Genomic DNA, 25,530 nt, shown 5'->3' on the forward strand with positions numbered 1-25,530 from the left:
GTTCCATGGAGGCTGGCAGAAAGGCGCCTGACAGGTGAAAAATGGCCGCCGCATTGAAATAGGCCGACCTCAGGATGCGGCATTGCAAAGAAGGCGTGTCGAAACCCCTGTTTATAGGGCACCGGCGAGCCAAGCCGGGTTGCACGAGTGGCCAGTGGAGCAAGCATGTATCCACGAATTTCCTGTCGGCTGACCGACTCCGCAGAAAGTGTGCAGGCGGCACACAAACCCGCTTGCCTGCCGTCGCCTATCTCAGTACACTTGCGAAGTTTTCGTTTCCGGAGACCCGTCTTGGGTAGTCCTAGTACACACAGTCAACCGTCGACACACAGTCGACCGGCGAGATAACGCTCTACCCAGCATCGGCAAGCGTCTTCTCGCCATACTCTGGTGGGCGGACGCGTCCAGGCCAATCCCGTGGCCGCGTTCCCTGAAAAATCAATCTGCCTGCGGAACTCTTTCGCAGGCGGCCGTGACCTATACAAAGGCCATGGCCGGGAGAGCACATGATTAATGTATTCGTCTTGCAGAACGGACGCCTGAACCAGGTCAACATTGAAACCAGGCACGACCTGGAAAATGCTGCACCGGTCTGGGTTGACCTGACCGATCCAAATGATGACGAGCGCGCGTGGGTGAAAAGCATCTACGGCGTGACACTGCCTGGCGAAGATGAGGTAAAGGACATTGAAGCATCTGCGCGTTATTACGAGGCGGAAAATGGTGACCTGCACCTGCGTACCGATTTCCTGCTTGAAGAGGACGACGGGCCATCGCGCGTCGTGACGGTTGCGTTCATCCTCGCACGCAATATGCTGTTTTCCGTCCACACCGACGACCTGCCGGTTTTCCGTCTGGTTCGCATGCGCGCCCGTTCGCGCCCCGGCTCCATTGGTGACTACAAGGATGTCCTGCTCGACCTGTATGCAACCGATGCGGAATATTCCGCGGACGCGCTGGAAGGTATTTACCAAAGCCTGGAAGAAGTCAGCCGCCGCGTACTGCAAAAGGAACTGACCGACCAGGACGCCGCAGGCGCACTGAATGCGATTGCCCAGGAAGAGGACTTGAACGGACGTATCCGCCGCAACATGATGGATACCCGCCGCGCGGTCAGCTTTCTGATGCGTGGACGACTGCTCAACGCGGAACAATTTGAAGAGGCGCGTCAGATTCTTCGCGATATCGAATCACTCGACGGCCACACCGCGTTCCTGTTCGATAAGATCAACTTCCTGATGGATGCAACCGTCGGTTTCATTAACATTAACCAGAACAAGATTATCAAGATCTTTTCGGTGGCGAGCGTGGCCTTCCTGCCGCCGACGCTCATTGCAAGTATCTACGGCATGAACTTCCGCCTCCTGCCGGAACTGAACTGGGATCTTGGCTATCCGTTCGCGCTGACCCTGATGATAGGCAGTGCGGTTGCGCCCTTCCTGTATTTCCGCCGGCGCGGCTGGCTCAACTGAAGGTGGCTATGACGCCACTATCCCAGGCCTGCATCGGGATAGTGGCGCATCGAGGTCATTTGGCTGATTTGGCTGAGCACCCCAAGGCGCATCAAACACGGACGGATAGGTTCAACCCAGCGACGCGAATGCCTTGCCGGCTGCGGTCAGTGTTGCATCAATGATGTCGTCGCCGTGCGCCGCCGATACAAATCCCGCTTCGAATGCGGACGGTGCAAGATACACGCCGAGGTCGAGCATCGCGTGGAAGAAGATATTGAACTTCTCCTTGTCGCACGTCATGATTTCAGCGAAACTGCCCGGCACCTTGTCGCCGAAGTACAGGCCGAACATGCCGCCCACCGAATCCGCGCAGAAGCTCACGCCATTTGCCCTCGCCACTTTCGTCAGGCCGCGTGCGAGCTTGTCCGTCTGGGATGCCAGCGTTTCATAGAATCCGGGTTGCTGAATCAGCTTCAGGGTAGCCATGCCGGCAGCGACCGCAACCGGATTGCCCGACAGCGTGCCAGCCTGATAAACCGGTCCCAGCGGCGCCAGAAACTTCATCAGATCCTTACGGCCGCCGAAGGCCGCCACCGGCAAGCCGCCACCGATCACCTTGCCCAATACCGTCAGGTCCGGCGCGATGCCATACATGCCTTGCGCACCGGTCAGACCGACGCGGAAGCCGCACATCACTTCATCAAAAATCAGGACTGCGCCATGCTGTGTGCAGAGGCGGCGCATGGCTTGCAGGAATTCCGGTGTGGCTCGCACCAGGTTCATGTTGCCGGCAACCGGCTCGACGATCACGCAGGCAATCTGATCGCCCAACTGTTGAAATACTTCTTCGAGCTGCTGCGGATTGTTGTAGTCGAGCACCAGCGTATGCTTGGCGAAGTCTTCCGGCACGCCGGCCGAGGTCGGATTGCCGAAAGTGAGCAAGCCGCTGCCTGCCTTGACCAGCAGGGAATCGGCATGGCCATGATAGCAACCTTCAAATTTGACGATCTTGTCGCGGCCGGTGGCGCCGCGTGCGAGACGTAAGGCGCTCATCGCCGCTTCAGTACCGCTGGAGACCAGGCGTACCTGCTCAACCGATGGCAGGATGCGGCAGATTTCTTCCGCCATCTCGATCTCGCCTTCGGTCGGCGCGCCAAAGCTGAGGCCGCGGGCGGCGGCTTCCTGCACGGCCCGGATTACCTCCGGATGTGCGTGTCCGACAATCGCCGGACCCCATGATCCAATGTAATCGATATAGCGCTTGTCATCGGCATCCCAGAAGTAGGGGCCATCCGCACGCGTGATGAAACGCGGCGTGCCGCCGACTGATCGGAATGCGCGAACGGGTGAATTGACGCCGCCCGGTGTGCTGGACTGCGCGCGGGTAAAAAGGGTTTCGTTCCTGGAAGTCATACGAGAAAAGAAAGAGGGTTATTGAGTAGGGTCTTCATCTTGTTCGCGTGCCCAGAAGTAGCGATCCGGAACCAGTTTGCCCATGCCAAGGCGATGGGCGTTGGTCAGCGCGGCATGGGTGAATTCCTGTGCCTCGAAGGCGGCTTCGGGTGCATCGACGCCACTGGAAAGCATCGCTGCCATGGTTGCCGACAAGGTGCTGCCGGCGCCGCTGAACGACCCGGGTAGCCGTGGCCATGCATCGTTGCGCACCGCACCCGATTCATCGAACAGCGTGTTGTTGATCGCATGTACATCGCCCGGCGTTCCCGTCACCAATAAGTATTCGCATCCCATTTCGATGATGCGCATCGCATCAACGGCAAGCATGTCGTCACTGGAAGGTTCGCGCCATGTTTCAGCCAGGCGGGATAGTTCAACGGCCGACGCCACGAACAAGGTTGTTTGCGGGATCAGCAGTTCGCGAATTGCGATCAGCATGTCCTCGCTGTCCTGTCCCTGGTCCGGCATCGCGGACAGGAAGGGGTCAAGGATCAGTGGAATGTCCGGGTAATCGGAAACGATCTCGGCGATGACCGACACGTTCTCGATGCTTGCTACCGCGCCAACCTTGAGCGCCGCCACCGGCATGTCTTCAAGGATCACGCGGGCCTGGTCGGCAACCCAGTCGGCATCGATCACTTGAATGTCTTCAATGCGCGCCGTGTCGGCGATCAGGATGGAGGTGATGACAGACAAACCATGACAACCCATTGCCGCGAAGGCTGCCAGATCGGCCTGGATACCAACAGCGCCGACCGGGTCCGTTGCGCCGAAGGTCAGAATCAGGGGAGAAGTTTGGTTTTGCACGGCTGGTAGATTAAGATATCCGACTTTGCATTTTACTTGATTGAAGGGCAGTCAACTGTGAGTAATACCGCTACATTGCCGAACGAAGAATTCAAAACCTGGATGTGCCTGATCTGCGGCTGGATCTACGACGAGGAAGCCGGTTTGCCGGACGAAGGCATTGCTCCCGGCACCCGATGGGCCGATGTGCCGATCAACTGGACCTGCCCGGAATGCGGCGCCCGCAAGGAAGACTTCGAGATGGTGGCAATTTAAAGACACTTGCAGAAAGAGCGTGTTGCAAAAATTGCAACGTTCGTGCATCATTCTTCACGGCAATGCTAAGATCGACACAAGTGTCCAAAATTTTTCCGCAGAAATATTAGGTTGATCTGCGTCAATTCGATACTTGTATTAAAGCATCTTGCTTTTTGTTACAGTTGAATCGTATATTGCACGAAGGCAAATGAGATTACGTCATGACAACATCTTTGGATAACGGCAGTCTCAAGATTATGGTGATCGACGATAGCAGCACAATCCGTCGGTCAGCTGAAATCTTTCTCGGCCAGGCAGGCTATCAGGTCGTGCTTGCCGACGATGGGTTCGATGCACTGGCGAAGATGAACGATCATCGGCCCGCCCTGATTTTCTGCGACATTCTGATGCCGCGTCTGGATGGTTATCAAACCTGCGCCCTGATCAAGAAGAGCGCGAAGTTTCATTCAACACCGGTCATCATGCTGTCTTCCAAGGACGGCTTATTTGATCGTGCGCGCGGCGCCATGGTCGGTTCCGATGCCTATCTCACTAAACCATTTACCAAGGACAGCCTGCTCAAGACCGTGCGCGAGCACGCCGCCCAAGCCGTTCAAGCCGTTCCCCGGTGATTTTTTTGCTGTAAAGGTTCAAGATGCCCATTCAAAAAATCCTCGTTGTCGATGACTCTCCGACAGAGCGTTACTTCCTGACGGACATTCTGATCAAGAATGGTTTTTCCGTCTCTACTGCCGAAAACGGGGAAGAGGCACTCCTCAAGGTCAAGGCCGACAAACCGCAACTCATCCTGATGGACGTGGTGATGCCCGGCCAGAATGGCTTCCAGATTACCCGTGCGATTTCGCGCGATCCGGAAACCCAGGAAGTGCCGATCATCATCTGCACCAGCAAGGGTCAGGAAACTGACCGCATCTGGGGTTTGCGCCAGGGTGCACGCGACTACATCGTGAAGCCGGTCGATCCCCAGGAGCTGTTGTCGAAGATCGCTGCGCTCGGCTGATCCCATCATGAGCCCGCCATCCCTGGATCCCGGATCCATCGCCGTGAAAGAGAAGGACAGCGGCGCCCGCAGAAACCGCCTGCGCGAGTTCCAGGCGCAGCTCGTCGAGCGCATGCAGGCCGCCAGTACAGGGACGCAAGCGCAGTCCAGCCAGCTCGGCGTGATGATCGGGCAGAGCCGCTGGCTGATCAACCTGCAGGAAGCCGGTGAAATCGTATCCGTGGGCGCCATCACCCAGGTGCCCCTTACCCAGGACTGGTTCCTCGGCCTCACCAATATCCGGGGTAACCTGATCAGCGTCATTGACCTTGCACGATTCTGCGGCATGCCTGCAACTCCGGTAGACAAGGAAAGCAGGATCGTGGCATTTGGACCATCCTTGTCCTTCAATAGCGGATTACTGGTGTCGCGCGTAATGGGCTTGCGCAATGTCGCCGAAATGGAAGTCCAGCAGGACGATACGGACGACACTGGCCATGCCGGCAATACCCCATGGGTTGCGCGGCGCTATGCCGACCGCGACTCCCAGGTCTGGACCGAACTCAACTTATCTTTAATTGTGCAGGATCCGCAGTTCCTGCAAGTCGGTATCTGAACCGCCCGGTTCCTTTGCCGCACATACCGTAAATAGAATCACGAGGAGACTCAGTAATGGCGTTTAAATTACCGTTCTTGGCTAACGATAAAAAAGAAGCATTTGCTGAGGAAGCCAATGTTGCGGGCGACGCAGTCGTTCTCGACACTCCCGAGCAATCTTTGGGCGGCGATACCGTCACCAAAGTCACCGAGGCGGCAACGCGCGCTGCCGCACCTCAAGTTGCTGCAGCGCCGGCTGCCGATCCGCAGCGTAACCTGAATGCGACGTTCCTCGGCGATGCGCTCGAAAAAGGCGGCGATATCCGCCTGCCGCTGATCGGCAACCTGCCGCTGCAGCAGCAGGTCCGCATCCTGCTCGGCATGCTGGGCGCATCGCTGGTGATGGGTGCCGGCTTCGTCTGGGTCAATAACAGCCACTCCTCGCTGGCTTCGACCCAGACGCAAATCGCCGGTGACGCGCTGATGCACTCGCAGCGTATCGGTAAGGCAGCACCGAATGCGATTCAGGGTAACCTGGAAGCGTTCAAGCAGCTCGCGGAAAGCCGCAAGGAATTCAACCGTGACCTGAACGTGCTGCTCAATGGCGGTGACTATCAGGGCCGTGACATTGCGACACCGGATGCGCAGATGGAAGCGATCCTCAAGGAAACGCAGAAGATCTGGATCAATTCCGACAAAGCCTCGGACACGATTCTCAAGCTCAAGAAAGAGCTGACCGGCTTCGGTACCACACTGCAAAAGCTCAACACGCTTTCCCCAGTCCTGCTGGAGCTGACCGAGCAGATCGCGACGCTGAAAGCCCAGGGCGGCGCATCTCCACGTGAAATTTCCGCTGCCGGCCAGTTGGTGATGCTGACGCAGCGTCTCGGCCGAAGCGCCAATGAATTCCTGACATCGGAAGGTGTGAACCCGGAAACGGCGTTCTTGCTCGGCAAGGACACCAATACTTTCCGCGACATTACCGAAGGCTTCCTGAACGGCAGCGAGGTGCTGCGCCTGACCGCGACCACGGATCAAGACACCCGCGAAAAACTGCTCGAACTGCAGAAAACCTTTGCGGAATACCAGCAGTCGGTGGCAAGCATTCTCGGCAACCTGCAAAACTTCATTGCCGCAAAACAATCCGAACAGTTGATTTTTGCGGAAAACGAGACGCTCAAGCAACGCATCACCAACCTGCAGAAAGCCTACCGCGCAGAGGAAGATTCCCAGCACTGGTCGGCATGGCTGATGATGGCCAGCGCCGCCGGTGCGTTGCTTGCCGCGGTCGGTATTGCGCTGGTCCTGTTGCAGGACAGCCGCAACCGTACCAAGGAGGCTGACCAGCGTCGCCAGGAAGCGGACGAGCAGCGTCTGCAGGCGATGCGTCAGGAAGATGAAGCCAAGCGCGCCAATGATCAGAATCAGGCTGCGATTCTCCGTCTGATGAACGAATTGCAGGAAGTGGCGGACGGCGACTTGACCGTGCAGGCTACCGTGTCGGAAGACATCACCGGTGCGATCGCCGACTCGGTTAACTACACGGTGGAAGAACTGCGTGGCCTGGTAGGCCGGGTTACCAAGACTGCGGAACAGGTTACCGCCGCATCGAACACGGCGCAGGAAATTTCCAATGGCCTGATGGACGCGTCGCAGAAACAGTCGCGCGAGATTCAGGAAACCGGCCAGGCGGTACTCGAAATGGCGGTGCAGATTACCGACGTCTCCAAGTCCGCGAATGAATCCGCCGAAGTTGCCCGCCAGTCAGTGTCCGCTGCGGAGGAAGGCGCCAGGGCGGTGGAAGACGCAATCAAGGGCATGAACGAAATTCGTGAACAGATCCAGGAAACGTCCAAGCGAATCAAGCGCCTCGGCGAATCCTCGCAAGAGATTGGCGAAATCACCGAACTGATTTCCGACATTACCGAACAGACCAACGTGCTGGCGCTGAATGCGGCGATCCAGGCGGCTTCGGCAGGTGAAGCAGGCCGCGGCTTCTCGGTGGTTGCGGAAGAGGTGCAGCGCCTCGCGGAACGTTCCGGCGAGGCGACCAAGCAGATCGGCGCGCTGGTGCGTACGATTCAGACCGATACCCACGATGCGGTCGCCGCGATGGAAAAATCCACACAGGGTGTCGTTGAAGGAGCCAAACTCTCCGACGCGGCCGGTGCGGCGCTGTCTGAAATCCGTAGCGTGTCGAATCGCCTCGCGGACCTGATCCAGAGCATTTCCGCAGCGACCGAACAGCAGGCGACCTCGGCCAACGGCGTTGCTCAAAACATCCAGAACATCCTGACGGTAACCGAGCAGACGCAACAGGGTACCCAGCAGACCGCGCAGTCAATTCGCGAACTGTCCAAGCTGGCCGAAGAGCTCAAGAACTCGGTATCCCGCTTCCGGGTGACCGCGTGATCACTTGACGCCGAACCAGACGTCACGGGCCGCGTCCGTACGCGGTCCCTGTAGTTCTACCGTTATACCAGGCAGCGCACCGGTCTGGTGCGCTGCCTTTTGACCCCGCGAGGCAGTCATGACCACCCCATCTTCCACCTCATCGCACGGTGCTCGCGAGACCTTCGACACCGGCCCGCTTTCCTGGGTAATGGGGGAAATCCGAGAATCCCTTAACCGCTCGAAGACCTCTGTCCAGGAAGCCGTCACGCAAGACGCCGAAACGCAAGCGACCGCGATTCGTCATGCGAAGAGCTATCTGCACCAGGCGCATGGCGCGCTGCAGATTGTTGACGTCGACGGCGTTGCGATCATCACTGAAACCGTCGAAGATCTGCTTGATCGGGTCGATGCCGGACAGCTGACCCTGAGCGCCGAGCTTGCGCAAGCCATCGCGACCGGTTATCAGGCCCTGACCGAGTATCTCGATGAACTGCTGGCCGGCATGTCTCACCAGCCGGTCCGGTTGTTCCCGTATTACCGTGCATTGCTGGAAGTACGTGGCGCCGAGCGGATCCATCCGGCCGACTTGTTCTTCCCCAATCTGGCGGTGCGCCCGAAGATGCCGGTGCCGGCCTCGGTTGAGGAGGTCAAGCCTGCCCGTTACGTCGGATTGCGCCAGCGCTTCGAAAAGGCATTGCTGCCGTTCCTGAAGAGCAGCGACCGCGATGCCGAACTGGCCAATGCGGCGGTCATGCGCGATATCGTCGGTGAAATAGAAAGTCTGCAAACCAATCAGCAGATCCGGGCATTCTGGTGGGTCATGCATGGCCTGACGGAAGCGGTTGCCGGCGGCCAGATCGAAAACGAAATTTACGTCAAGCAGCTGTTTGCGCGCATCAACCTGCAAATTCGCCGGCTCTGCCAGGGATCGTCGAGTATTGCCGAACGGCTGTTGCGGGATGCCTTGTTCTTTATCGCCAAGGCCAAAGATCCTTCGCCGCGTGCACGCGAAATTCGTCGCGTCTACCAGCTCGACGGCCTCGTTCCCGAGGACTACGACCGCAAGCGTTATGGTCAGATCGACGGCGACGCGCTTGCGCTGGCCAAGGACCGCCTGTCCCAGGCCAAAACTATGTGGAATCGCATCGTCGGCGGTGACGCCAGTGTTGCTGAATCGTTCGAACATGAAATGCGTGTGCTGGCCGAGGCCGGATCGCGGCTCAATTCTCCGCCGCTCACAAAGTTGCTGCGTGAGCTCAAAGGCATTGCACGTCATGCTGCCCATGCGAAGCCGGGCGATATTCTCGGCCTCGAAATGGCAACCAGCCTGCTGTTCATAGAAAACTCGCTGAACCAGATCGGTCGCCTGCCAGAGAATTTCACGGAACGGGCGGACGCCATGACGGCCCGTCTGCTGGCGGTCGTCACTGGCGACCAACCCGCACAGGCTATGCCCTGGCTGGACGATATGTCACGCGAGGCGCAGCAGCGCCAGACCATGACCGCGCTGGCCGGTGAAATGCAGAACAGTCTGCGTCAGGTCGAGAAGATGCTGGATGAATACTTCCGCGACCCCGCGCAGCGCAATGCACTTGGGCAGCTCGACCACGTTCTGCACCAGATCGAAGGCGCCATGGCGGTCCTTGACCAGGATGACGCAATGCGCACCATCCAGCACACCCGCAAGACCGTGCAGAATTTCCTGGTATCCGACGAAGGCACGCCAGCCGTCGAGGACTTCCAGCATGTTGCCCAGAACGTCGGCGCACTCAGCTTCTTCATTGAAACCCTGCAGCATCAGCCCGATAGTGCAAAGGACCGTTTCTCGTTCGACGAAGGACAGGGCCTGTTTCGTGCAAACCTGATCGAACCGGGCGGCACCGGCGACCCGGAAATCAATGAGCCGGTCGTGACGGATTTCAGCGCGGGCGAGACGGAAATTGCCGCTGAATCCGCCTCGCCCGCCGCCGTAGCGTCCGTACAGACTGTCGAAGACGAACTCGCTTTTCATCAGCAACAATCGGCAGAACTGGCAATGTCCCTCAGTGCCCAGCCGGATAACCATGCGCTCCAGGAACAGCTGAAGGAATCGCTGGAAAAGATTCGTCAGGATGCGACGCTGGTCGACAATCCTGAAGCAAATGATCGTGCACAAGCCGGTATTGACATCCTGCAGCGGGCAGATTTTTCGTCCTCCAGCGAGGCGCTGGCAGAGATCATCACCGCCACGGTACCGGCGGTGCAAGCGGTGGAGGTATTGCCACCCATGGTTGCCCCGACAAGCGACGAGGCAATCGATGCCGAACTGCTGGAAATCTTTCTGCTCGAAGCGGAAGAGGTTCTCGGCACGGTATTGCAAACCTTGCCGGACTCGCGCAACCAGCCGCACAACCAGGAACACCTGACGACCCTGAGGCGCTCCTTCCATACCCTCAAGGGCAGCGGCCGTATGGTCGGTCTTGTAGCGTTCGGCGAAGCGGCGTGGAGCATCGAGCAGGTATTGAACCTACGCCTGTCAGAATCGCGCGGCGGCGACCATGAACTGTATGCACTGCTCGACAAGGCGGTAGTCGTGTTGGGCGACTGGGTTCAGGATCTCACGCAAACTGGTCGTTCCAACCGAACGCCGGATGCCCTGGTACGGGCAGCTGAACGCGTCAAGGCAGGCGGCCAGTTCGTCTACGAAGAAGAAGCCGCAAGCGAAACGCCTGCGGCTGAACAGGCTGCCGCGGCAACGCCTGTCCCCTTCGTATCTGAATTCGATCTTCCACCCTTGCCCGAGATCCATCAGCAGGAGTCTGGGGAAGCATCGGTCTCAGATGCGCAAGCGGAAGAAGTCGTCGTGCCTTCCGACCTGCCACTGGTTGAAGAACTGCCAATGTCCGATGCCGATATGGCGATGTTCGCCGTGCCGGGCAGCAGGGATGAGTTGATCGCTTCGGCGAATGAACTGTCGGCTAGCGATAACTTGCCAGCGCTGGACATGGATACGGGTAATGCAAACAGCGCGGATATTGGTGATATTGCTGAAGCGCCGGGACCGGCAGCTGTGGCTGACTTCGTTGAACCAGTAAGTGAGGTTGACACCATCAAGGTCGATGAAATCACTGAGGCCGACAAAGCCAGTGAAGTCAGTGAAGCCGTTGAAGCGCTGACGCAAGAGAACGCCGATACCGACCTGCTTGCCGACGTACAACTGTTATCCGAAGACGAATTCGCTCAACAAGACCTCATGTCCGAAGCTGTCGTCCTGTCAGAGTTGGAAGCCGTGGACGAGCAGACTGAGACAGCGCATCTGGCTCCGCCCCCAGCGACACCGGCCATTGCCGAGGTCATCGAATTTCCGACCATGCATGCGCCCGAAGTACGCGTCAACGATAACGTCAAGCGTATCGGCGACCTCGAAATCAGCGTGCCGCTGCACAACATCTATCTGGCCGAAACCGATGAGCTGGTCCGCGTTCTCGCGCACGATATTTCCGAATGGCGCCATGAGCCGGACCGTGAAGTCAGCGTGCAGTCGGTCCACGCCGCACACTCGCTCGCGGGAAGCTCCGCGACCGTTGGCTTCATGTCGTTGCATGAAGTCGCCCACGCGCTGGAAAAGGTCTTGCAATTCCTGATGCGCCGCCCGGTGCACCTGCAATTGCACGAATACGACACGCTTGAGCAGACTATCGAGCGACTCAAAGCCATGCTGCAACAGTTTGCTCTCGGCGACATGCCGGCGGACGAACCGCATTATGTGCGCGTCCTGGACAACCTGCGGCGCGATATCGAGCTGCGCTCACAGATGGCTGAACTGTCGGACACGCAGGATCTGCCGTCCACATCCCCCGATGTGCTTCCTGTCGCTGAACTCGAATTGCCGCATGCGGACGCCTTTGCAGATATTTCGGCGCTGGAGGACAGCGACAGCGCGCTGATTCCCGAACTTGATCACGTCATTGACAGCGTAGTTGATATGCAGCCTGCGGCAACGCAGGACGTGTTGATACTGGCCGCAGCCGCTCAGCCCGTTGCGTCGCTGGCAGGCACCAGCGCCGAATCGGAGTTGGCAGCCGATCCATCGCTCGCCATTCGTGATGAACTGGATGCCGACCTCTTGCCAGTTTTCCTGGAAGAAGGTCGCGACATGTTCCCGCAGATGGGTACCGCATTGCGCGGCTGGCAGGAGCAGGGCAGCAGCATCGCCGCGCCGCAGTCGGTGCTGCGCCTGTTGCATACGCTGAAGGGCAGTGCACGCATGGCCGGTGCGATGAACCTCGGCCAGCACCTGCACGATATGGAGACCCGCATTGAGAACATCATGCATCTGGGTACTCCCGAGCCGCTTGCGCTGGAAGACCTGCTGATCCGCTACGACCAGGCACAGCATATGTTCGAACTGCTGCAGAATCCCTCTGCCGCAGCACCTGCCGCTACACAGGTGGCCGAGGCGCCCGTCGGAGACATGACGCCGGTTGCTGCGGCACATGCCGCCAGTTCTGGTCCGGTCGTGCTTTCGCCACTGATGCCGGTTCCGTCCGTCAATCCGGCGATGCCTGCACCGCTGGCAAACCGGGCCGTCGCACCATCCGCTGCGGTTCCCGCTCCGCTGGTCCGTGTACGGGCCGATATTCTCGACCGCCTTGTGAATCAGGCCGGTGAAGTATCGATCTCGCGTTCCAAGCTCGAAACGGAAGTCGGGACCTTGAAGCAATCGCTGTCGGAACTGACCGACAACGTCAGCCGTTTGCGCGATCAGCTGCGTGAAATCGAAATGCAGGCGGAAACCCAGATTACCTCGCGCATGGCCCTTTCCGGCGATCGCGAATTCGATCCGCTGGAGTTCGACCGCTTCACGCGCCTGCAGGAACTGACCCGCATGATGGCCGAGAGCGTCAATGACGTCGGCTCGGTGCACCAGAACCTTAGCCGCACGCTCGACAGCGCCGTTGGCGACCTGTCGATCCAGGCACGCCTGACACGCGACCTGCAGCAGGACCTGATGCGTGTGCGCATGGTGCAGTTCGCCAGCATTTCGGAGCGTCTGTTCCGCGTTACCCGCCAGGCCGCCAAGGAAGTCGACAAGCGCGTCAACCTCGACATCCGCGGCAGTGCCGTTGAAATCGATCGCGGCGTTCTCGAAAAGATGACCGGCCCGTTCGAACACCTGTTGCGCAATGCGATCGTGCACGGCGTGGAAACACGCGACGCACGCCGCGCTGCGGGCAAGAACGAAACCGGCGAACTGCTGGTGGAAGTGCGCCAGGAAGGTAATGAAGTCGTGATCCAGTTCTCGGATGACGGCCAGGGACTCAACGTCGGTCGTATTCGCGACAAGGCTCAGCGGATCGGCTTGCTGACCAACGAGGCGCCCTTGTCAGATGACGAAGTGACCGACCTGATCTTCCATCCCGGCTTTTCGACCGCCGAAGAAATCACCGAACTCGCCGGACGTGGTGTAGGTATGGACGTTGTGCGCTCGGAAGCGGCTGCGCTGGGCGGACGGGTGACCACCTGGACCGAACCTGGCAAAGGCACGCAGTTCACGATCCGCCTGCCGCTGACACTGGCGGTAACACAGGTAGTACTGATCTCGACCGGTGGCCTCACGTATGCCCTGCCATCGGGACTGGTCGAACAGGTACAGCAACTCAAGACCAATGCATTGGCTGCCGCCTATAACGAAGGCGCTGTTATCTGGCAGGGTCAGCGCGTGCCGATGCATTACCTGTCCTCGCTGCTCGGTAATAAGCAGGCATCGCCCGTGTCGCAGCACTATTCACCCTTGTTGATCCTCAAGAGCGGCAATGACCGGGTCGCAGTGCACGTCGATGAAATCATGGGTAACCGCGAGGTCGTGGTCAAGAACATCGGTCCCCAGCTATCACGCATGATCGGCATCGCGGGCGCAACCGTGCTCGGTTCCGGCGACATCGTACTGATCCTCAATCCGGTTCCGCTGGCACAGCGTGCGGCGCTGGAAAACATCCGCGCGCCGCGCATCATGGCGACCGACGTTCCTGAAGCGATGGGTGCGGTTGCGGAAATGTCCGCACACGAACCGTCATCGCCCAAGAGTGGACCGGTACAGGGCTTGCGTACGCAAAACATTGTGATGGTGGTCGACGACTCCCTCACGGTGCGTCGTGTCACGCAGCGCCTGCTGACCCGCGAAGGGTATCAGGTCGTGCTGGCAAAGGATGGCGTGGATGCGCTCGAGCACCTGCAGTCGATCACGCCGGATGTCATGCTGGTCGACATCGAAATGCCGCGCATGGATGGTTTCGACCTGACACGCAATGTGCGCGGCGACGAACGCACCCGGCATGTTCCTATCATCATGATCACCTCGCGTACTGCGGGCAAGCATCGTAACTATGCGCTGGAACTTGGTGTCAATGAGTATCTCGGCAAGCCCTATCAGGAAGACCAGTTGCTTGGACTGATCGCGGGTTTTGTGAAGAAGGATGTGACAGTTTCCTGAGGTAATACCAATCCCAACCTATAACGTAACGAATGAGATCGATGGATTTTTTTGACTGGCAAGGCGCAGGAGGAGTCAATAGCGGGCTATTGACGACGAGTGCAACGCCGGCAGGCGGAAAAAGACACGATCTCATGGTGCGTGATGGGTTGGGATTGGTATAAGCGCCACCTGTAACCGTGCTGCTTGGTGCAAGTGAAGAAAGGCCCGCATTTATGCGGGCCTTTTTGTTTGGCGCACCTTTCAACATGCCAGGTGCGGCGTGGCGCCCGCTGATCAGCGATGCAACTAAACAGCATAGGTCGCAACGCCTTCACTCGTCTTCTTCTATCGGAGTAAGCTCAGTCTTCACTTTCTTCACAACCGCATACCGCTGCAATGTGCGTTGCCGCGCTTCGTCGTGCTGCACGAGAGGGAAAGGGTAATCGGTACCAAGAACCAGGCCGGCGTCACGCAAGACCGCCGTGGGTGCGAGCCATGGGGCATGGATCCACTTGTCCGGGACACGTGAGAGCTGCGGCAGGTAACGCCGGATGAACTTGCCCTGCGCATCGAATTTTTCTGATTGGGTAACTGGATTGAAAATACGGAAGTACGGCTGGGCGTCGCAGCCCGACGACGATGCCCACTGCCAGCCGCCGTTGTTGGCCGACATGTCATAGTCATTCAGCTGCTCCGCAAAATAGCGCTCGCCACGGCGCCAGTCTATGCCCAGATCCTTGATCAGAAAGCAGGCCGTGACCATGCGCAGACGGTTGTGCATGAAACCGGTTCGGTTCAGTTGGAGCATGGCCGCGTCCACCAGCGGATATCCGGTGCGGCCCTCGCACCATGCGTGGAACAGTTCCTCGCCCGCTTCACCGTCTTCCCAGCGAATAGCGTCGTATTCCGGTTTGAACGATCGCTCCGCCACTCGTGGATGATGATGCAGGATCATGAAATAGAAGTCCCGCCAGATCAGTTCCGATAGCCAGGTGGCCGCGCCGTTGCCAGTGCCGGGTTGTCGCATCGCGTCCACCGCTTGTCTGGCGAGCCCGCGTACCGACACCGTCCCAAAACGCAAATGCACCGAAAGATACGAAGTGCCTTCGACTGCGGGGAAGTTCCGGGCTTCATCGTAATAGCCCAGCTTGTCCCGAAATTCTGCAAACAACTCTGCACCGCCCGACATGCCGGGTGGAATGCCGAATTGCGCAAGATCGACCGGTGCGAAACCGAGCTTCGCCAGCGATGGCGTCTCCGGCCGCGCATGCTTATCGGGTGGTGCCAGCCGGGAGGCATACGTTTCGACCGGATAGGCCTTCAGGTAAAAACCATCATCGGCTGCATGCAATCTCTTTAGCCACGCATTCTTGTACGGTGTAAAGACCGAGAATGGTTTTGCGGACAAGGTCAGCACCTCATCTTTTTCAAATATCACCTGATCCTTGTAAGTACGCAAAACCTTTCCGTCGCGCTCCAGCGCGTGGGCGACAGCGGCATCCCGCGCCACCGCAGCCGGTTCATAGTCATGGTTGGCAAACACCGCATCAACCTGCAATTCCTTAGCCAGTGCAAGGATGTCCTGTGCAGCAGGGGCATGCCGTACGATCAGGTGGCCGCCAAGAAGACGCAGTTCGGTGTCCAGTTCGACGATACTGGCGTGAATGAAGCCTACCCGTCGGTCCTGCCGGGGCAACGAGTCCAGAATGTCCTTGTCAAAAATGAAAGCGCAATAGACGCTGCGGCTTTGCTTCAGTGCATGATAGAGCGCCGCGTGATCGAAGCTGCGCAGGTCGCGGCGAAACCATACCAGAGACTTGTTGAACTCTTGCATTGCAGACCTTTGATCGTACAGGGGAAGATTTTTGAGGACCGACCGGGATGGAGCATACGGCAAAACTGGTAAAATGCGCATCATGGTGAAACCCAGTAAAGCACGCATATCGTCCTCCAGAGCCCGGGCTGCCCGGAGCGCGGCCGAATTTTCGGATGCGCCCGAAACAGGCGCCGATACCGGGCTCAATCTTGCTGACCATTTCCTGATCGCAATGCCTTCCATGCTCGATCCAGTGTTTGGCGGCACGGTCGTCTACTTGTGCGAGCATAACGATAATGGCGCGCTCGGGGTGATCATCAACAAGCCGACCGACATGACCATGGACGTGCTGCTGGAGCGCATTGAACTCGATCCTGAATATGCACTCGGTGCTGCTTCGGTAGACAAGAAGCCGGTCATGTTTGGTGGACCGGTCCAGGTGGAACGCGGCTTTGTACTGCATTCGCCGCACGGCGGATTTTCATCGATGTTGCCGGTCAACGAAGAGATCGCGCTGACGACGTCGAAAGATGTATTGGAAGCGGTCGCCTCCGGTGACGGCCCGCGCCGCCTGCTAGTCAGCTTGGGTTGCTGCGGCTGGAGCGCCGGGCAGCTGGAAGAGGAAATTGCGCGCAACGGCTGGCTGACGGTCCGCGCCGACTCCCATATCATCTTTGACCTTCCGGTGGAACAACGTTTCTTCGCTGCCATGAAATTGCTTGGCATCGATCCCATGATGCTGACCGGCGACATGGGGCATGCCTGACTGTGGAAACGGTACTGGCGTTTGATTTCGGCCTCAAGCGGATCGGTGTTGCCATCGGCAATACCTTGCTTCAGCAAGGGCAGCCGCTGACTGTCATCACGTCCGCCACCAACGACGCCAGGTTTGCCGACATCGAAGCGCTTATCCGGGAGTGGCAACCGCAACGCTGCGTGGTCGGACTGCCGACGCATCCCGACGGCACCGAGCATGAGATGACGGCGCGCTGCCGCCGTTTCGCCAATCAACTTCATGGCCGCTTCGGCCTTCCCGTCGTGCTTGTGGATGAGCGTTACTCTTCCGCCGTCCTATCGCAGCGTCGTGGAGACGTGATCGACGATGCCGCTGCCGCAATCATTTTGCAACAATACTTTGACGAATATGCCGAATCTTAATCTCGACGCGGAAGCCCTGTACCGGCAATTGGCTGAAAGTGTCAAAGCCGGCCTGGGCGACGCCGACAATGTCGCCATCGTGGGCATCTACTCCGGCGGCGCATGGCTCGCCGAACGCCTTGCGACGGAACTGAATCTTGAGGGGCAAGGTCGCCTTGGTTTCATCGATGTCTCCTTTTATCGCGACGATTATGCGGAGAAGGGCTTGCATGCCGAGGTCAAACCGACCCAGATCCCGTTTGAGGTAGAAGGCGCGACCATTCTCCTGGTCGACGATGTGCTTTACACGGGGCGCACCACGCGCGCCGCGATCAATGAACTGTTCGACTACGGACGTCCAGCGCGCATCCGCCTTGCCGCGCTGGTCGATCGCGGTGGGCGCGAGCTGCCGATTGCAGCTGATTTTGTCGCGCAAACCGTAACCCTGACTTCTGACCAGCAACTCGTATTAGGCCGCGACGACGACGGCCGGTTTTCCCTGACGGTGGACCATGCATAACCCGCAATTGAATAAACACGGCGAGCTGCAGCACCTGCTCACCATTGAAGGCCTGCCGAAAGCAGTCGTCAACCATATTCTCGATACCGCGTCGTCGTTCGTCAGCATCAGCGACCGCGAAGTCAAGAAGGTGCCGCTGATGCGGGGCAAGAGTGTCTTCAACCTCTTCTTCGAAAATTCGACGCGCACCCGCACGACGTTCGAGATTGCATCCAAGCGCCTGTCCGCCGACGTCATCAATCTCAATATCTCGGCATCCAGCACCAGCAAGGGCGAATCGCTGCTCGATACCATCGACAACCTTGCCGCGATGCATGCCGACATGTTCGTCGTGCGCCATGCGCAGTCCGGCGCGCCTTACCTGATTGCCAAGCACCTGATCGACACCAATCAGCCGCATGTACATGTGGTCAATGCCGGCGACGGACGCCATGCGCATCCGACGCAGGGCTTGCTCGACATGTACACCATCCGCCATTACAAACAGGATTTCACCAACCTGACGGTGGCGATCGTCGGCGATATCCTGCACAGCCGCGTCGCTCGTTCCGACATTCATGCATTGACCACGCTGGGCGTACCGGAAGTGCGTGCCATCGGTCCGCGCACCTTGCTGCCGGGCGGGCTCGAGCAGCTCGGTGTGCGGGTGTTCACCGACATGAATGAAGGTTTGAAAGGTGTCGATGTCATCATCATGCTGCGCCTGCAGAACGAACGCATGACTGGCGCATTGCTGCCCTCCGCACAGGAATTCTTCAAGAGCTACGGACTGACTCCGGAGCGTCTCGCGCTTGCCAAGCCGGACGCCATCGTGATGCACCCGGGTCCCATGAATCGTGGTGTGGAAATCGACTCGGCGGTTGCCGATGGCGCGCAGGCCGTGATCCTGCCGCAGGTGACCTTCGGCATTGCGGTGCGCATGGCGGTGATGAGTATTTTGGCAGGAAATTAATTCATGAAACTCCAGATCAAGAATGGCCGCGTGATCGACCCGGCCAACGGCATTGACGCGCAAAACGATGTCTATATCGATAACGGCAGGATTGCTGCGATTGGACAGGCACCTGAGGGCTTCACCGCAGACAAGAGCGTCGACGCGACAGGCATGATCGTGGCGCCCGGCCTCGTCGACCTGAGCGCACGCTTGCGCGAACCAGGCTACGAATACAAGGCCACACTCGAATCCGAAATGCAGGCGGCAATGCAGGGCGGTGTGACCAGCCTGATCTGCCCGCCGGATACCGACCCGGTACTCGATGAGCCCGGCCTGGTCGAAATGCTGAAGTACCGGGCCAAGAGCCTGAACCAGGCGAACGTCTACCCGCTCGGTGCGCTGACCATGGGCCTGAAAGGCCATTCGCTGACCGAGATGGCGGAACTGACCGAAGCCGGCTGCATCGGTTTTTCGCAGGCCGAAGAGCCGATTGTCGATACCACCGTGCTGCTCCGGGCGCTCCAGTACGCGAAAACCTTCAATTACACGGTATGGCTGCGTCCCCAGGACCCGCACCTCAGCATCGGCGGCATTGCCCACAGCGGACCGGTGGCTTCGCGCCTCGGCTTGTCCGGCGTGCCGGTCATGTCCGAAACCATCGCCTTGCACACCATTTTCGAACTGATGCGCGCCACCGGCGCGCGCGTTCACCTGTGCCGCATGTCCTCGGCTTCCGGCCTCGACCTCGTGCGGGCGGCCAAGAAGGAAGGCTTGCCAGTCACCTGCGACGTTGGCGCGCACCATATTCACCTGACCGATGTGGACATCGGATTCTTTGATTCGAATGCCCGCATGACCCCGCCATTGCGCTCGACACGCGACCGCGACGCCATTCGCGAGGCGCTGCGTGACGGCACCATCGATGTCATCTGCTCCGACCATACACCGGTCGACGACGATGAAAAGCTGTTGCCATTCGGCGAGGCATCGCCGGGTGCAACCGGGCTTGAGTTGCTGCTGCCGCTGGCGCTGAAGTGGGCTGAGGAATGTCTCGACAAATCAGACCGTCCGTTATCGCGTGCGATCGCAAAACTGACCTCGGATGCGGCCAGCGTTGTTGGACTGTCCTGCGGCAAGCTGTCGGTAGGCAGTGCCGCGGATATCTGCATATTCGATCCCACGGCGCGCTGGAAGGTGGATGCAAAGGCGCTGGCCAGTCAGGGCAAACACACGCCTTTCCTTGGTTACGAAATGACGGGCCAGGTCAGGGCGACCATCGTTGGTGGCCATATCGCGTTCAGTCGCTGACGGTCCGCCGGAATGCTCGGTCTGCGTTTGCTGCGCGTGGTGTTGCACCTGTTCCAGGGGCTCGCCACGTGCGCGTTCGTGTTCCCCTTTCTGGATCATGCCGGGCGCCAGGTATGCATCAAGCGCTGGTCCGCCAGGCTGGTTCGCCTGTCCGGAATCAGCGTCATCATCGAGCAGCCGCATGCCGTCACCGCCGCGCCACGTGCGTTGATTGTGTCCAATCACGTGTCCTGGCTCGATATCTTCGTCATCAATTCGCTGGAGCCTTGCCGCTTCGTCGCCAAATCCGATATCCGTGACTGGCCGCTGATCGGGTGGCTATGCGAAAAAACCGGAACGATCTTCATATCGCGCGGCAAATTGCGTGATGTGCGCAGAATCTATCAAGGCTTGGTGAACAGCCTGCATTCGGGCGAGCGCGTTGCCTTTTTTCCCGAAGGGACGACATCGGCGCAAGGGCAGGTGTTGCCTTTTCATGCCAACCTGTTTGAGGCCGCGATTGAAGCGCAAGTACCGGTGCAGCCCTATGCGGTGCGTTACACCGACAGCGCAGGGCGTCTGCATCCCGCAGCGAACTTCATTGGCGAGATGACCTTTGTGCAAAGCATGGTGACCGTCCTCAAGTCCGGCGGCATGACGGCACACCTGACCATGCTGCCGCCGATTGAAACACCGCCGGGTTCGCATCGACGTGACATTGCCGAATTGGCGCATCGTGCTGTTGCCGGCGCCTTGCGGCAGTGGAGTTCGGCTGAGACCGTTGAGCTGGGCCAGACGGAGAAGTATTAGTAGATCAATCAGATGAATGCGCAGAGGGAATCCGACGGCGCTTGTTGGAAGCGCATCGAATCCATCCGGACATTCTTCTAAATCGAACCCGGCTTCTGATATTGCGGGCAATCGACCTGCACTATGCTGCGGTCGTCCAGGCAGACCGCGCTCAGTTTGCCGCCCCAGAGGCACCCGGTATCAAGGCTGATGACATCGGGCCGCATGATCAATCCCAACGTGGACCAGTGTCCGAAAACCACCGTCACATCTTCCGTCTTGCGGCCCGGGACGTCGAACCAGCGCATGAAACCCGGCAGTTCGATTTCGGCCCCCTTGGAGGTCGTCAGATCCATCGTACCTTCGGCGTCGCAGAATCGGATACGTGTCAGCGCATTGACGATGCAGCGCAAGCGGTCCGCACCGTCGAGCCTGTCGTCCCAGCGTGCCGGCTGGTTGCCATACATCTGGCGCAAAAATTCCACCCAGTCCGGTCCCTGCAGTACGGCTTCCACTTCGCGTGACAAGGCAACGGTTTGTTCCGCGGTCCATTGCGGCAGCACGCCGGCATGCACCATCAGGTGCTTGTTTTCGAGGATGGCAAGCGGGCGGTGCCGCAGCCAGTCCAGCAGTTCATCGCGATCGGGTGCGGCAAGGATATCGTCCAGTGTGTCCGAGCGATGCTGCGGACGAATTCCGTTGGCAACCGCCAGCAGGTGCAAGTCATGGTTGCCAAGTACCACATTTGTGGTATCGCCGAGAGCACGTACTTCGCGTAGAGTTTCGAGTGAATTTGGACCCCGGTTAACCAGGTCGCCCACGAAAATCAGGCGAGGGTCCGGGCAGGACATCCGGATCTTGTCCAGCAGTTCGGTGAGTTTGGGGCGGCATCCTTGAAGATCACCGATTGCATAAGTTGGCATAGTACTTTGTTGTTTGATTGGCAAAATGAGCGGGAACGACCACACTTTGGTCGTGCTTCGGCTTCGCATTATAGGGAAATCGGTCTGCTTCCCGCGTGCAACATGCGCCACAGGCACCACACGCACAACTGGCCACATGGCTGCAAAAAGCGGTCAAAAGTGGAGCAAAGGAGGGATGTCGTAACAATCCCTTACCCAAGTAACGAGCGAATCCTGTTTAAATACCCGCTGCCCAAATACGATTTTAATAATTAAATTCAAGTAAAATCATGGGTTTACTCAAATTCACCCACTTCCGGGATTCTGCATGATTTTAGTGACGGGTGGTGCCGGCTTCATCGGCTCCAACTTTGTAATTGACTGGCTGGCATCGAGTGACGAACCTCTCGTCAACCTCGATAAGCTGACATATGCCGGTAATCTCAATAACCTGCTGTCCGTACGGCAGGACCCTCGTCACATCTTTGTCAAAGGCGATATCGGTGATGCAAGTCTGGTGTCGGGCCTGTTGCAGCAATATCAGCCCCGGGCGATCCTTCACTTTGCCGCAGAAAGCCACGTCGACCGTTCCATCCATGGTCCGGCGGATTTCATCAACACCAATATCAACGGCACCTTCACCTTGCTCGAAGCCGCGCGCGCCTATCATGCCGCACTTCCGGCCCCGCAGCGCGACAGTTTCCGTTTCCTGCACGTGTCGACCGATGAAGTCTATGGCTCGCTTGGTCCGGCCGACCCGGCTTTCCGCGAAACGGACGCGTATGCGCCCAACAGTCCGTATTCCGCATCGAAGGCCGCATCGGACCACCTGGTGCGCGCATACCACCACACCTATGGCTTGCCGACGCTGACGACCAACTGTTCGAACAATTACGGTCCCTACCAGTTCCCGGAAAAGCTGATTCCATTGATGATCGCCAATGCATTGGCCGGCAAGCCGCTGCCGGTCTATGGCGATGGCGCCAACGTGCGCGACTGGTTATATGTCGGCGATCACTGCGCCGCGATCTGTCGCGTGCTGGCAGCGGGTGTCACGGGTGAAACCTACAACATCGGCGGCTGGAACGAGAAAACCAATCTTGAGGTGGTGCATACGCTGTGCGACATCCTCGACCAGCTCGCAGCAAAGCCTGCCAGCTACCGTGACCAGATTACCTTTGTCGCAGACCGGCCAGGACATGATCGGCGCTATGCCATTGACGCCGGCCGCATCGAGCGTGAACTGAACTGGAAACCGGCGGAAACCTTCGACAGCGGCATTCGCAAGACGGTGCGGTGGTATCTCGACAACGGCGACTGGTTGCAGAATGTCCTGTCCGGCGCTTACCTGCATCAAGCATCCCGGGTTGCCGAGACAGTTGACGGGGAAGGAGTGCGCGCATGACGACGGCACGCAAAGGCATCATCCTGGCCGGCGGCTCCGGCACGCGCCTCTACCCGGTCACATTGGCAGCCTCCAAGCAGCTGCTGCCGGTGTACGACAAGCCCATGATCTATTATCCGCTCAGCACCCTGATGCTGGCAGGGATACGCGAGATCCTTATCATTTCAACGCCGGCCGATACGCCGCGCTTCCAGGAACTGCTGGGTGATGGCAGCCAGTGGGGCATCAATTTCGAGTATGCGGTCCAAGCCGCGCCCGAAGGTCTGGCACAGGCGTTCATTATCGGACGTCAATTCATCGGCAATGCGCAGTCTGCGCTGATTCTGGGCGACAACCTCTATTACGGCCATGCCTTCGACGAACAGTTGCGCAAAGCCGCCGCGCAGGTGCAAGGCGCGACGGTGTTCGCGTATCACGTGCAAGACCCGGAACGCTATGGTGTGGTGGAGTTCGACGGTGCCGGTCGCGCGGTCAGCATCGTCGAAAAACCCAAGCTGCCGAAATCGAATTACGCGGTGACGGGACTGTATTTCTACGATAACCAGGTCTGTGATATTGCGGCCGGCATCCGGCCTTCGGCGCGTGGTGAACTCGAGATCACCGATGTCAACCAGGCTTATCTCGATCTCGGTCAGCTGAACGTGGAAGTCATGGGGCGCGGCATGGCCTGGCTCGACACCGGCACGCATGAATCGCTGCTCGATGCCGCGCAGTTCATTGCGACCATGGAAAAGCGGCAGGGCCTGAAAGTCGCTTGTCCCGAAGAAATCGCGTTTCGCAAGGGCTACATCAGCCCCGCGCAACTGGAAGCGCTCGCACAGCCGCTTCGCAAGAGCAGTTATGGCGAATACCTGATGCATATTCTTAACGACAAGGTGTTCTGACCATGCGTGTGATTTCGACAGCTATTCCTGATGTGAAGCTCATTGAGCCGGCTTGCTTCGGCGACGAGCGCGGATTCTTTTTCGAGAGCTACAACGAACGCGCGTTTGCCGCGCTGGTCAATGGCGGCCAGTCGGTACGCTTCGTGCAGGATAACCACTCTCGTTCCGCGCGCAATGTGTTGCGCGGCCTGCATTACCAGATCAGCCAGGCACAGGGCAAGCTGGTGCGCGTGGTTGCGGGTGAAGTATTCGACGTGGCCGTCGATATTCGGCGCAGCTCACCCACCTTTGGGCAATGGGTGGGAGCGCTGCTGTCTGCGGAAAACAGGGTGCAGATGTGGGTCCCGGCCGGCTTCGCGCATGGGTTTCTGACCCTTAGCGAATCCGCCGAATTTTTGTATAAAACCACCGATTACTGGGCCAGGGAATACGAGCGTTGCATCGCCTGGGACGATCCGTCGATTGCTGTCGAATGGCCGATTGAGGTTGCCCCGGTATTGTCCGAGAAGGACCGTCACGGCAGTCTGCTGCTGGATGCCGAGGTATATCCATGAAGATCCTGCTGACAGGGAGGACCGGCCAGGTTGGCTACGAGCTCGAGCGCAGCCTGCAAGCTCTGGGAACGGTGATCGCGCTGGACCGCAGTCAACTGGACTTGTCCGACCTCGGCCAGGTGCGCGATGTCGTGCGGGCGCAGCGGCCCGACCTGATCGTCAATCCGGCTGCCTACACGGCCGTCGATCAGGCCGAGAAGGAACCGGAACTGGCAATGCGCATCAATGGCGAGGCCCCTGGTGTGATGGCCGACGAAGCGCGCAAGCTGGGCGCCGCCATGGTCCATTATTCAACCGATTATGTGTTCGATGGTTCCAAGGACGGACCGTACAGCGAGGATGACTTGCCGTCGCCTGCCAATGTCTATGGCCGCACCAAGCTGGCCGGCGAACAAGCCGTGCAGGCCAGCGGCATACCGCACCTGATTTTGCGGACCAGCTGGGTGTACGGGATGCGCGGCAAGAATTTCCTGCTGACCGTGCGGCGACTGGCGCAGGAGCGGGAAGAGCTCCGTATTGTCGCAGATCAACACGGAGCGCCGACATGGTGTCGTACCATCGCGGACACGAGCGCCCTTGTTGTGGCAAACCTACAGACTGCCGGCGGCAAAGGTGGGTTGGATCATGACCTGTGGCGCCAAAACAGCGGTGTCTATCATCTTGCTGCGCAAGGTCAAACCAGTTGGCACGGTTTTGCCCAGACTATTGTTGCGCACTGGTCATTAAATAAAAAGCCAATGGTCACGCCGATCAGTACGCACGAGTATCCGCTACCCGCAAAACGGCCCGCAAATTCAGTGCTGTGCTGCAAGCTGCTGACGGAGCGGTTCTGCCGTTTGCCCGCATGGGACGAGGCGCTGAAACTGTGCCTGGAATGATTTATGGCGATGCCGGATGGCGTTGA

At 58.8% G+C, this 25,530-nt stretch carries 21 protein-coding genes; 17 read left to right on the forward strand and 4 right to left on the reverse strand.

From position 1 onward, the window contains the following. The first annotated feature begins 506 nt into the window (after nucleotides 1-506). A complete protein-coding gene (gene corA / locus ASE07_RS07245) occupies nucleotides 507-1,472 on the forward strand; it encodes a magnesium/cobalt transporter CorA (protein ID WP_057290149.1) in 966 nt (321 codons plus the stop codon). Between the two features lie 111 nt (nucleotides 1,473-1,583). Here corA and hemL read toward each other — a convergent pair whose 3' ends face one another. Both hemL and thiD read right to left on the reverse strand, forming a co-directional pair. Then, nucleotides 1,584-2,867 carry a glutamate-1-semialdehyde 2,1-aminomutase gene (gene hemL / locus ASE07_RS07250; RefSeq protein WP_057290150.1) on the reverse strand — a complete coding sequence of 428 codons (1,284 nt, stop codon included), beginning with the start codon at nucleotides 2,865-2,867 and terminating at the stop codon, nucleotides 1,584-1,586. 18 nt (nucleotides 2,868-2,885) lie between these two features. Further along, nucleotides 2,886-3,716, reverse strand: coding sequence for a bifunctional hydroxymethylpyrimidine kinase/phosphomethylpyrimidine kinase (gene thiD / locus ASE07_RS07255; protein ID WP_057290151.1), 831 nt, complete (start codon nucleotides 3,714-3,716; stop codon nucleotides 2,886-2,888). Nucleotides 3,717-3,818: 102 nt separating this feature from the next. Here thiD and ASE07_RS07260 point away from each other — a divergent pair, with 102 nt between their 5' ends. The 6 genes from ASE07_RS07260 to ASE07_RS29605 all read left to right on the forward strand — a co-directional run bounded on the left by ASE07_RS07260 (nucleotide 3,819) and on the right by ASE07_RS29605 (nucleotide 14,416). After that, nucleotides 3,819-3,971 carry a rubredoxin gene (locus tag ASE07_RS07260; protein WP_119767731.1) on the forward strand — a complete coding sequence of 51 codons (153 nt, stop codon included), beginning with the start codon at nucleotides 3,819-3,821 and terminating at the stop codon, nucleotides 3,969-3,971. 203 nt (nucleotides 3,972-4,174) lie between these two features. Continuing rightward, the gene (locus ASE07_RS07265; protein ID WP_057290153.1) at nucleotides 4,175-4,585 is read left to right on the forward strand and encodes a response regulator; all 411 of its coding nucleotides are present in this window, start codon (nucleotides 4,175-4,177) and stop codon (nucleotides 4,583-4,585) included. 23 nt (nucleotides 4,586-4,608) lie between these two features. Further along, nucleotides 4,609-4,974: a response regulator transcription factor gene (locus tag ASE07_RS07270; protein ID WP_057290154.1), complete on the forward strand. Its 366-nt coding sequence runs from the start codon at nucleotides 4,609-4,611 to the stop codon at nucleotides 4,972-4,974. Between the two features lie 7 nt (nucleotides 4,975-4,981). After that, the gene (locus ASE07_RS07275; protein ID WP_057290155.1) at nucleotides 4,982-5,569 is read left to right on the forward strand and encodes a chemotaxis protein CheW; all 588 of its coding nucleotides are present in this window, start codon (nucleotides 4,982-4,984) and stop codon (nucleotides 5,567-5,569) included. Nucleotides 5,570-5,625: 56 nt separating this feature from the next. Continuing rightward, nucleotides 5,626-7,962, forward strand: a complete 2,337-nt coding sequence (locus ASE07_RS07280) for a methyl-accepting chemotaxis protein (RefSeq protein WP_057290156.1) — start codon at nucleotides 5,626-5,628, stop codon at nucleotides 7,960-7,962. Nucleotides 7,963-8,080: 118 nt separating this feature from the next. Next, nucleotides 8,081-14,416: a hybrid sensor histidine kinase/response regulator gene (locus ASE07_RS29605; RefSeq protein ID WP_235548374.1), complete on the forward strand. Its 6,336-nt coding sequence runs from the start codon at nucleotides 8,081-8,083 to the stop codon at nucleotides 14,414-14,416. A 313-nt stretch (nucleotides 14,417-14,729) separates the two neighbouring features. On the opposite strand, the gene ASE07_RS07290 is transcribed toward ASE07_RS29605, so the two are convergent. Then, nucleotides 14,730-16,232 carry a cryptochrome/photolyase family protein gene (locus ASE07_RS07290; protein WP_057290184.1) on the reverse strand — a complete coding sequence of 501 codons (1,503 nt, stop codon included), beginning with the start codon at nucleotides 16,230-16,232 and terminating at the stop codon, nucleotides 14,730-14,732. A gap of 82 nt (nucleotides 16,233-16,314) precedes the next feature. Here ASE07_RS07290 and ASE07_RS07295 point away from each other — a divergent pair, with 82 nt between their 5' ends. The 6 genes from ASE07_RS07295 to ASE07_RS07320 are packed head-to-tail and all read left to right on the forward strand — an operon-like array spanning nucleotide 16,315 to nucleotide 20,902. After that, nucleotides 16,315-16,980 (forward strand): YqgE/AlgH family protein, encoded by a 666-nt coding sequence (locus ASE07_RS07295; protein ID WP_082583998.1) that lies wholly within the window; start codon nucleotides 16,315-16,317, stop codon nucleotides 16,978-16,980. A gap of 2 nt (nucleotides 16,981-16,982) precedes the next feature. Further along, a complete protein-coding gene (ruvX, locus tag ASE07_RS07300) occupies nucleotides 16,983-17,372 on the forward strand; it encodes a Holliday junction resolvase RuvX (RefSeq protein ID WP_057290158.1) in 390 nt (129 codons plus the stop codon). Continuing rightward, nucleotides 17,359-17,871 (forward strand): bifunctional pyr operon transcriptional regulator/uracil phosphoribosyltransferase PyrR, encoded by a 513-nt coding sequence (pyrR, locus tag ASE07_RS07305; protein ID WP_200960895.1) that lies wholly within the window; start codon nucleotides 17,359-17,361, stop codon nucleotides 17,869-17,871. The genes ruvX and pyrR overlap by 14 nt, the downstream gene beginning before the upstream one ends. Next, nucleotides 17,864-18,823 (forward strand): aspartate carbamoyltransferase catalytic subunit, encoded by a 960-nt coding sequence (locus ASE07_RS07310; protein WP_057290160.1) that lies wholly within the window; start codon nucleotides 17,864-17,866, stop codon nucleotides 18,821-18,823. Before pyrR ends, ASE07_RS07310 begins: the two co-directional genes overlap by 8 nt. 3 nt (nucleotides 18,824-18,826) lie before the next feature. Further along, nucleotides 18,827-20,113, forward strand: coding sequence for a dihydroorotase (locus tag ASE07_RS07315; protein ID WP_057290161.1), 1,287 nt, complete (start codon nucleotides 18,827-18,829; stop codon nucleotides 20,111-20,113). Nucleotides 20,114-20,125: 12 nt separating this feature from the next. After that, complete coding sequence (locus tag ASE07_RS07320; protein WP_057290162.1) at nucleotides 20,126-20,902, forward strand: lysophospholipid acyltransferase family protein; 777 nt, start codon at nucleotides 20,126-20,128, stop codon at nucleotides 20,900-20,902. Between the two features lie 77 nt (nucleotides 20,903-20,979). On the opposite strand, the gene ASE07_RS07325 is transcribed toward ASE07_RS07320, so the two are convergent. After that, entirely contained in the window at nucleotides 20,980-21,804 is an 825-nt protein-coding gene (locus ASE07_RS07325) for a symmetrical bis(5'-nucleosyl)-tetraphosphatase (RefSeq protein WP_057290163.1), read from the reverse strand. A 307-nt stretch (nucleotides 21,805-22,111) separates the two neighbouring features. On the opposite strand from ASE07_RS07325, the gene rfbB reads away from it, so the two are divergent. From rfbB to rfbD, 4 genes are read left to right on the forward strand one after another with little or no spacing between them, the layout of a single operon-like run. Beyond that, nucleotides 22,112-23,188, forward strand: a complete 1,077-nt coding sequence (gene rfbB / locus ASE07_RS07330; protein WP_057290164.1) for a dTDP-glucose 4,6-dehydratase — start codon at nucleotides 22,112-22,114, stop codon at nucleotides 23,186-23,188. After that, the gene (gene rfbA, locus ASE07_RS07335; protein ID WP_057290165.1) at nucleotides 23,185-24,072 is read left to right on the forward strand and encodes a glucose-1-phosphate thymidylyltransferase RfbA; all 888 of its coding nucleotides are present in this window, start codon (nucleotides 23,185-23,187) and stop codon (nucleotides 24,070-24,072) included. Before rfbB ends, rfbA begins: the two co-directional genes overlap by 4 nt. Then, entirely contained in the window at nucleotides 24,069-24,626 is a 558-nt protein-coding gene (rfbC, locus tag ASE07_RS07340; protein WP_200960898.1) for a dTDP-4-dehydrorhamnose 3,5-epimerase, read from the forward strand. The genes rfbA and rfbC overlap by 4 nt, the downstream gene beginning before the upstream one ends. Continuing rightward, the gene (rfbD, locus tag ASE07_RS07345; protein WP_057290167.1) at nucleotides 24,623-25,504 is read left to right on the forward strand and encodes a dTDP-4-dehydrorhamnose reductase; all 882 of its coding nucleotides are present in this window, start codon (nucleotides 24,623-24,625) and stop codon (nucleotides 25,502-25,504) included. The genes rfbC and rfbD overlap by 4 nt, the downstream gene beginning before the upstream one ends. Nucleotides 25,505-25,530 lie beyond the last annotated feature (26 nt).

Origin of the sequence: Noviherbaspirillum sp. Root189, from assembly GCF_001428545.1 — a bacterium.
Lineage (GTDB): Bacteria > Pseudomonadota > Gammaproteobacteria > Burkholderiales > Burkholderiaceae_D > Noviherbaspirillum.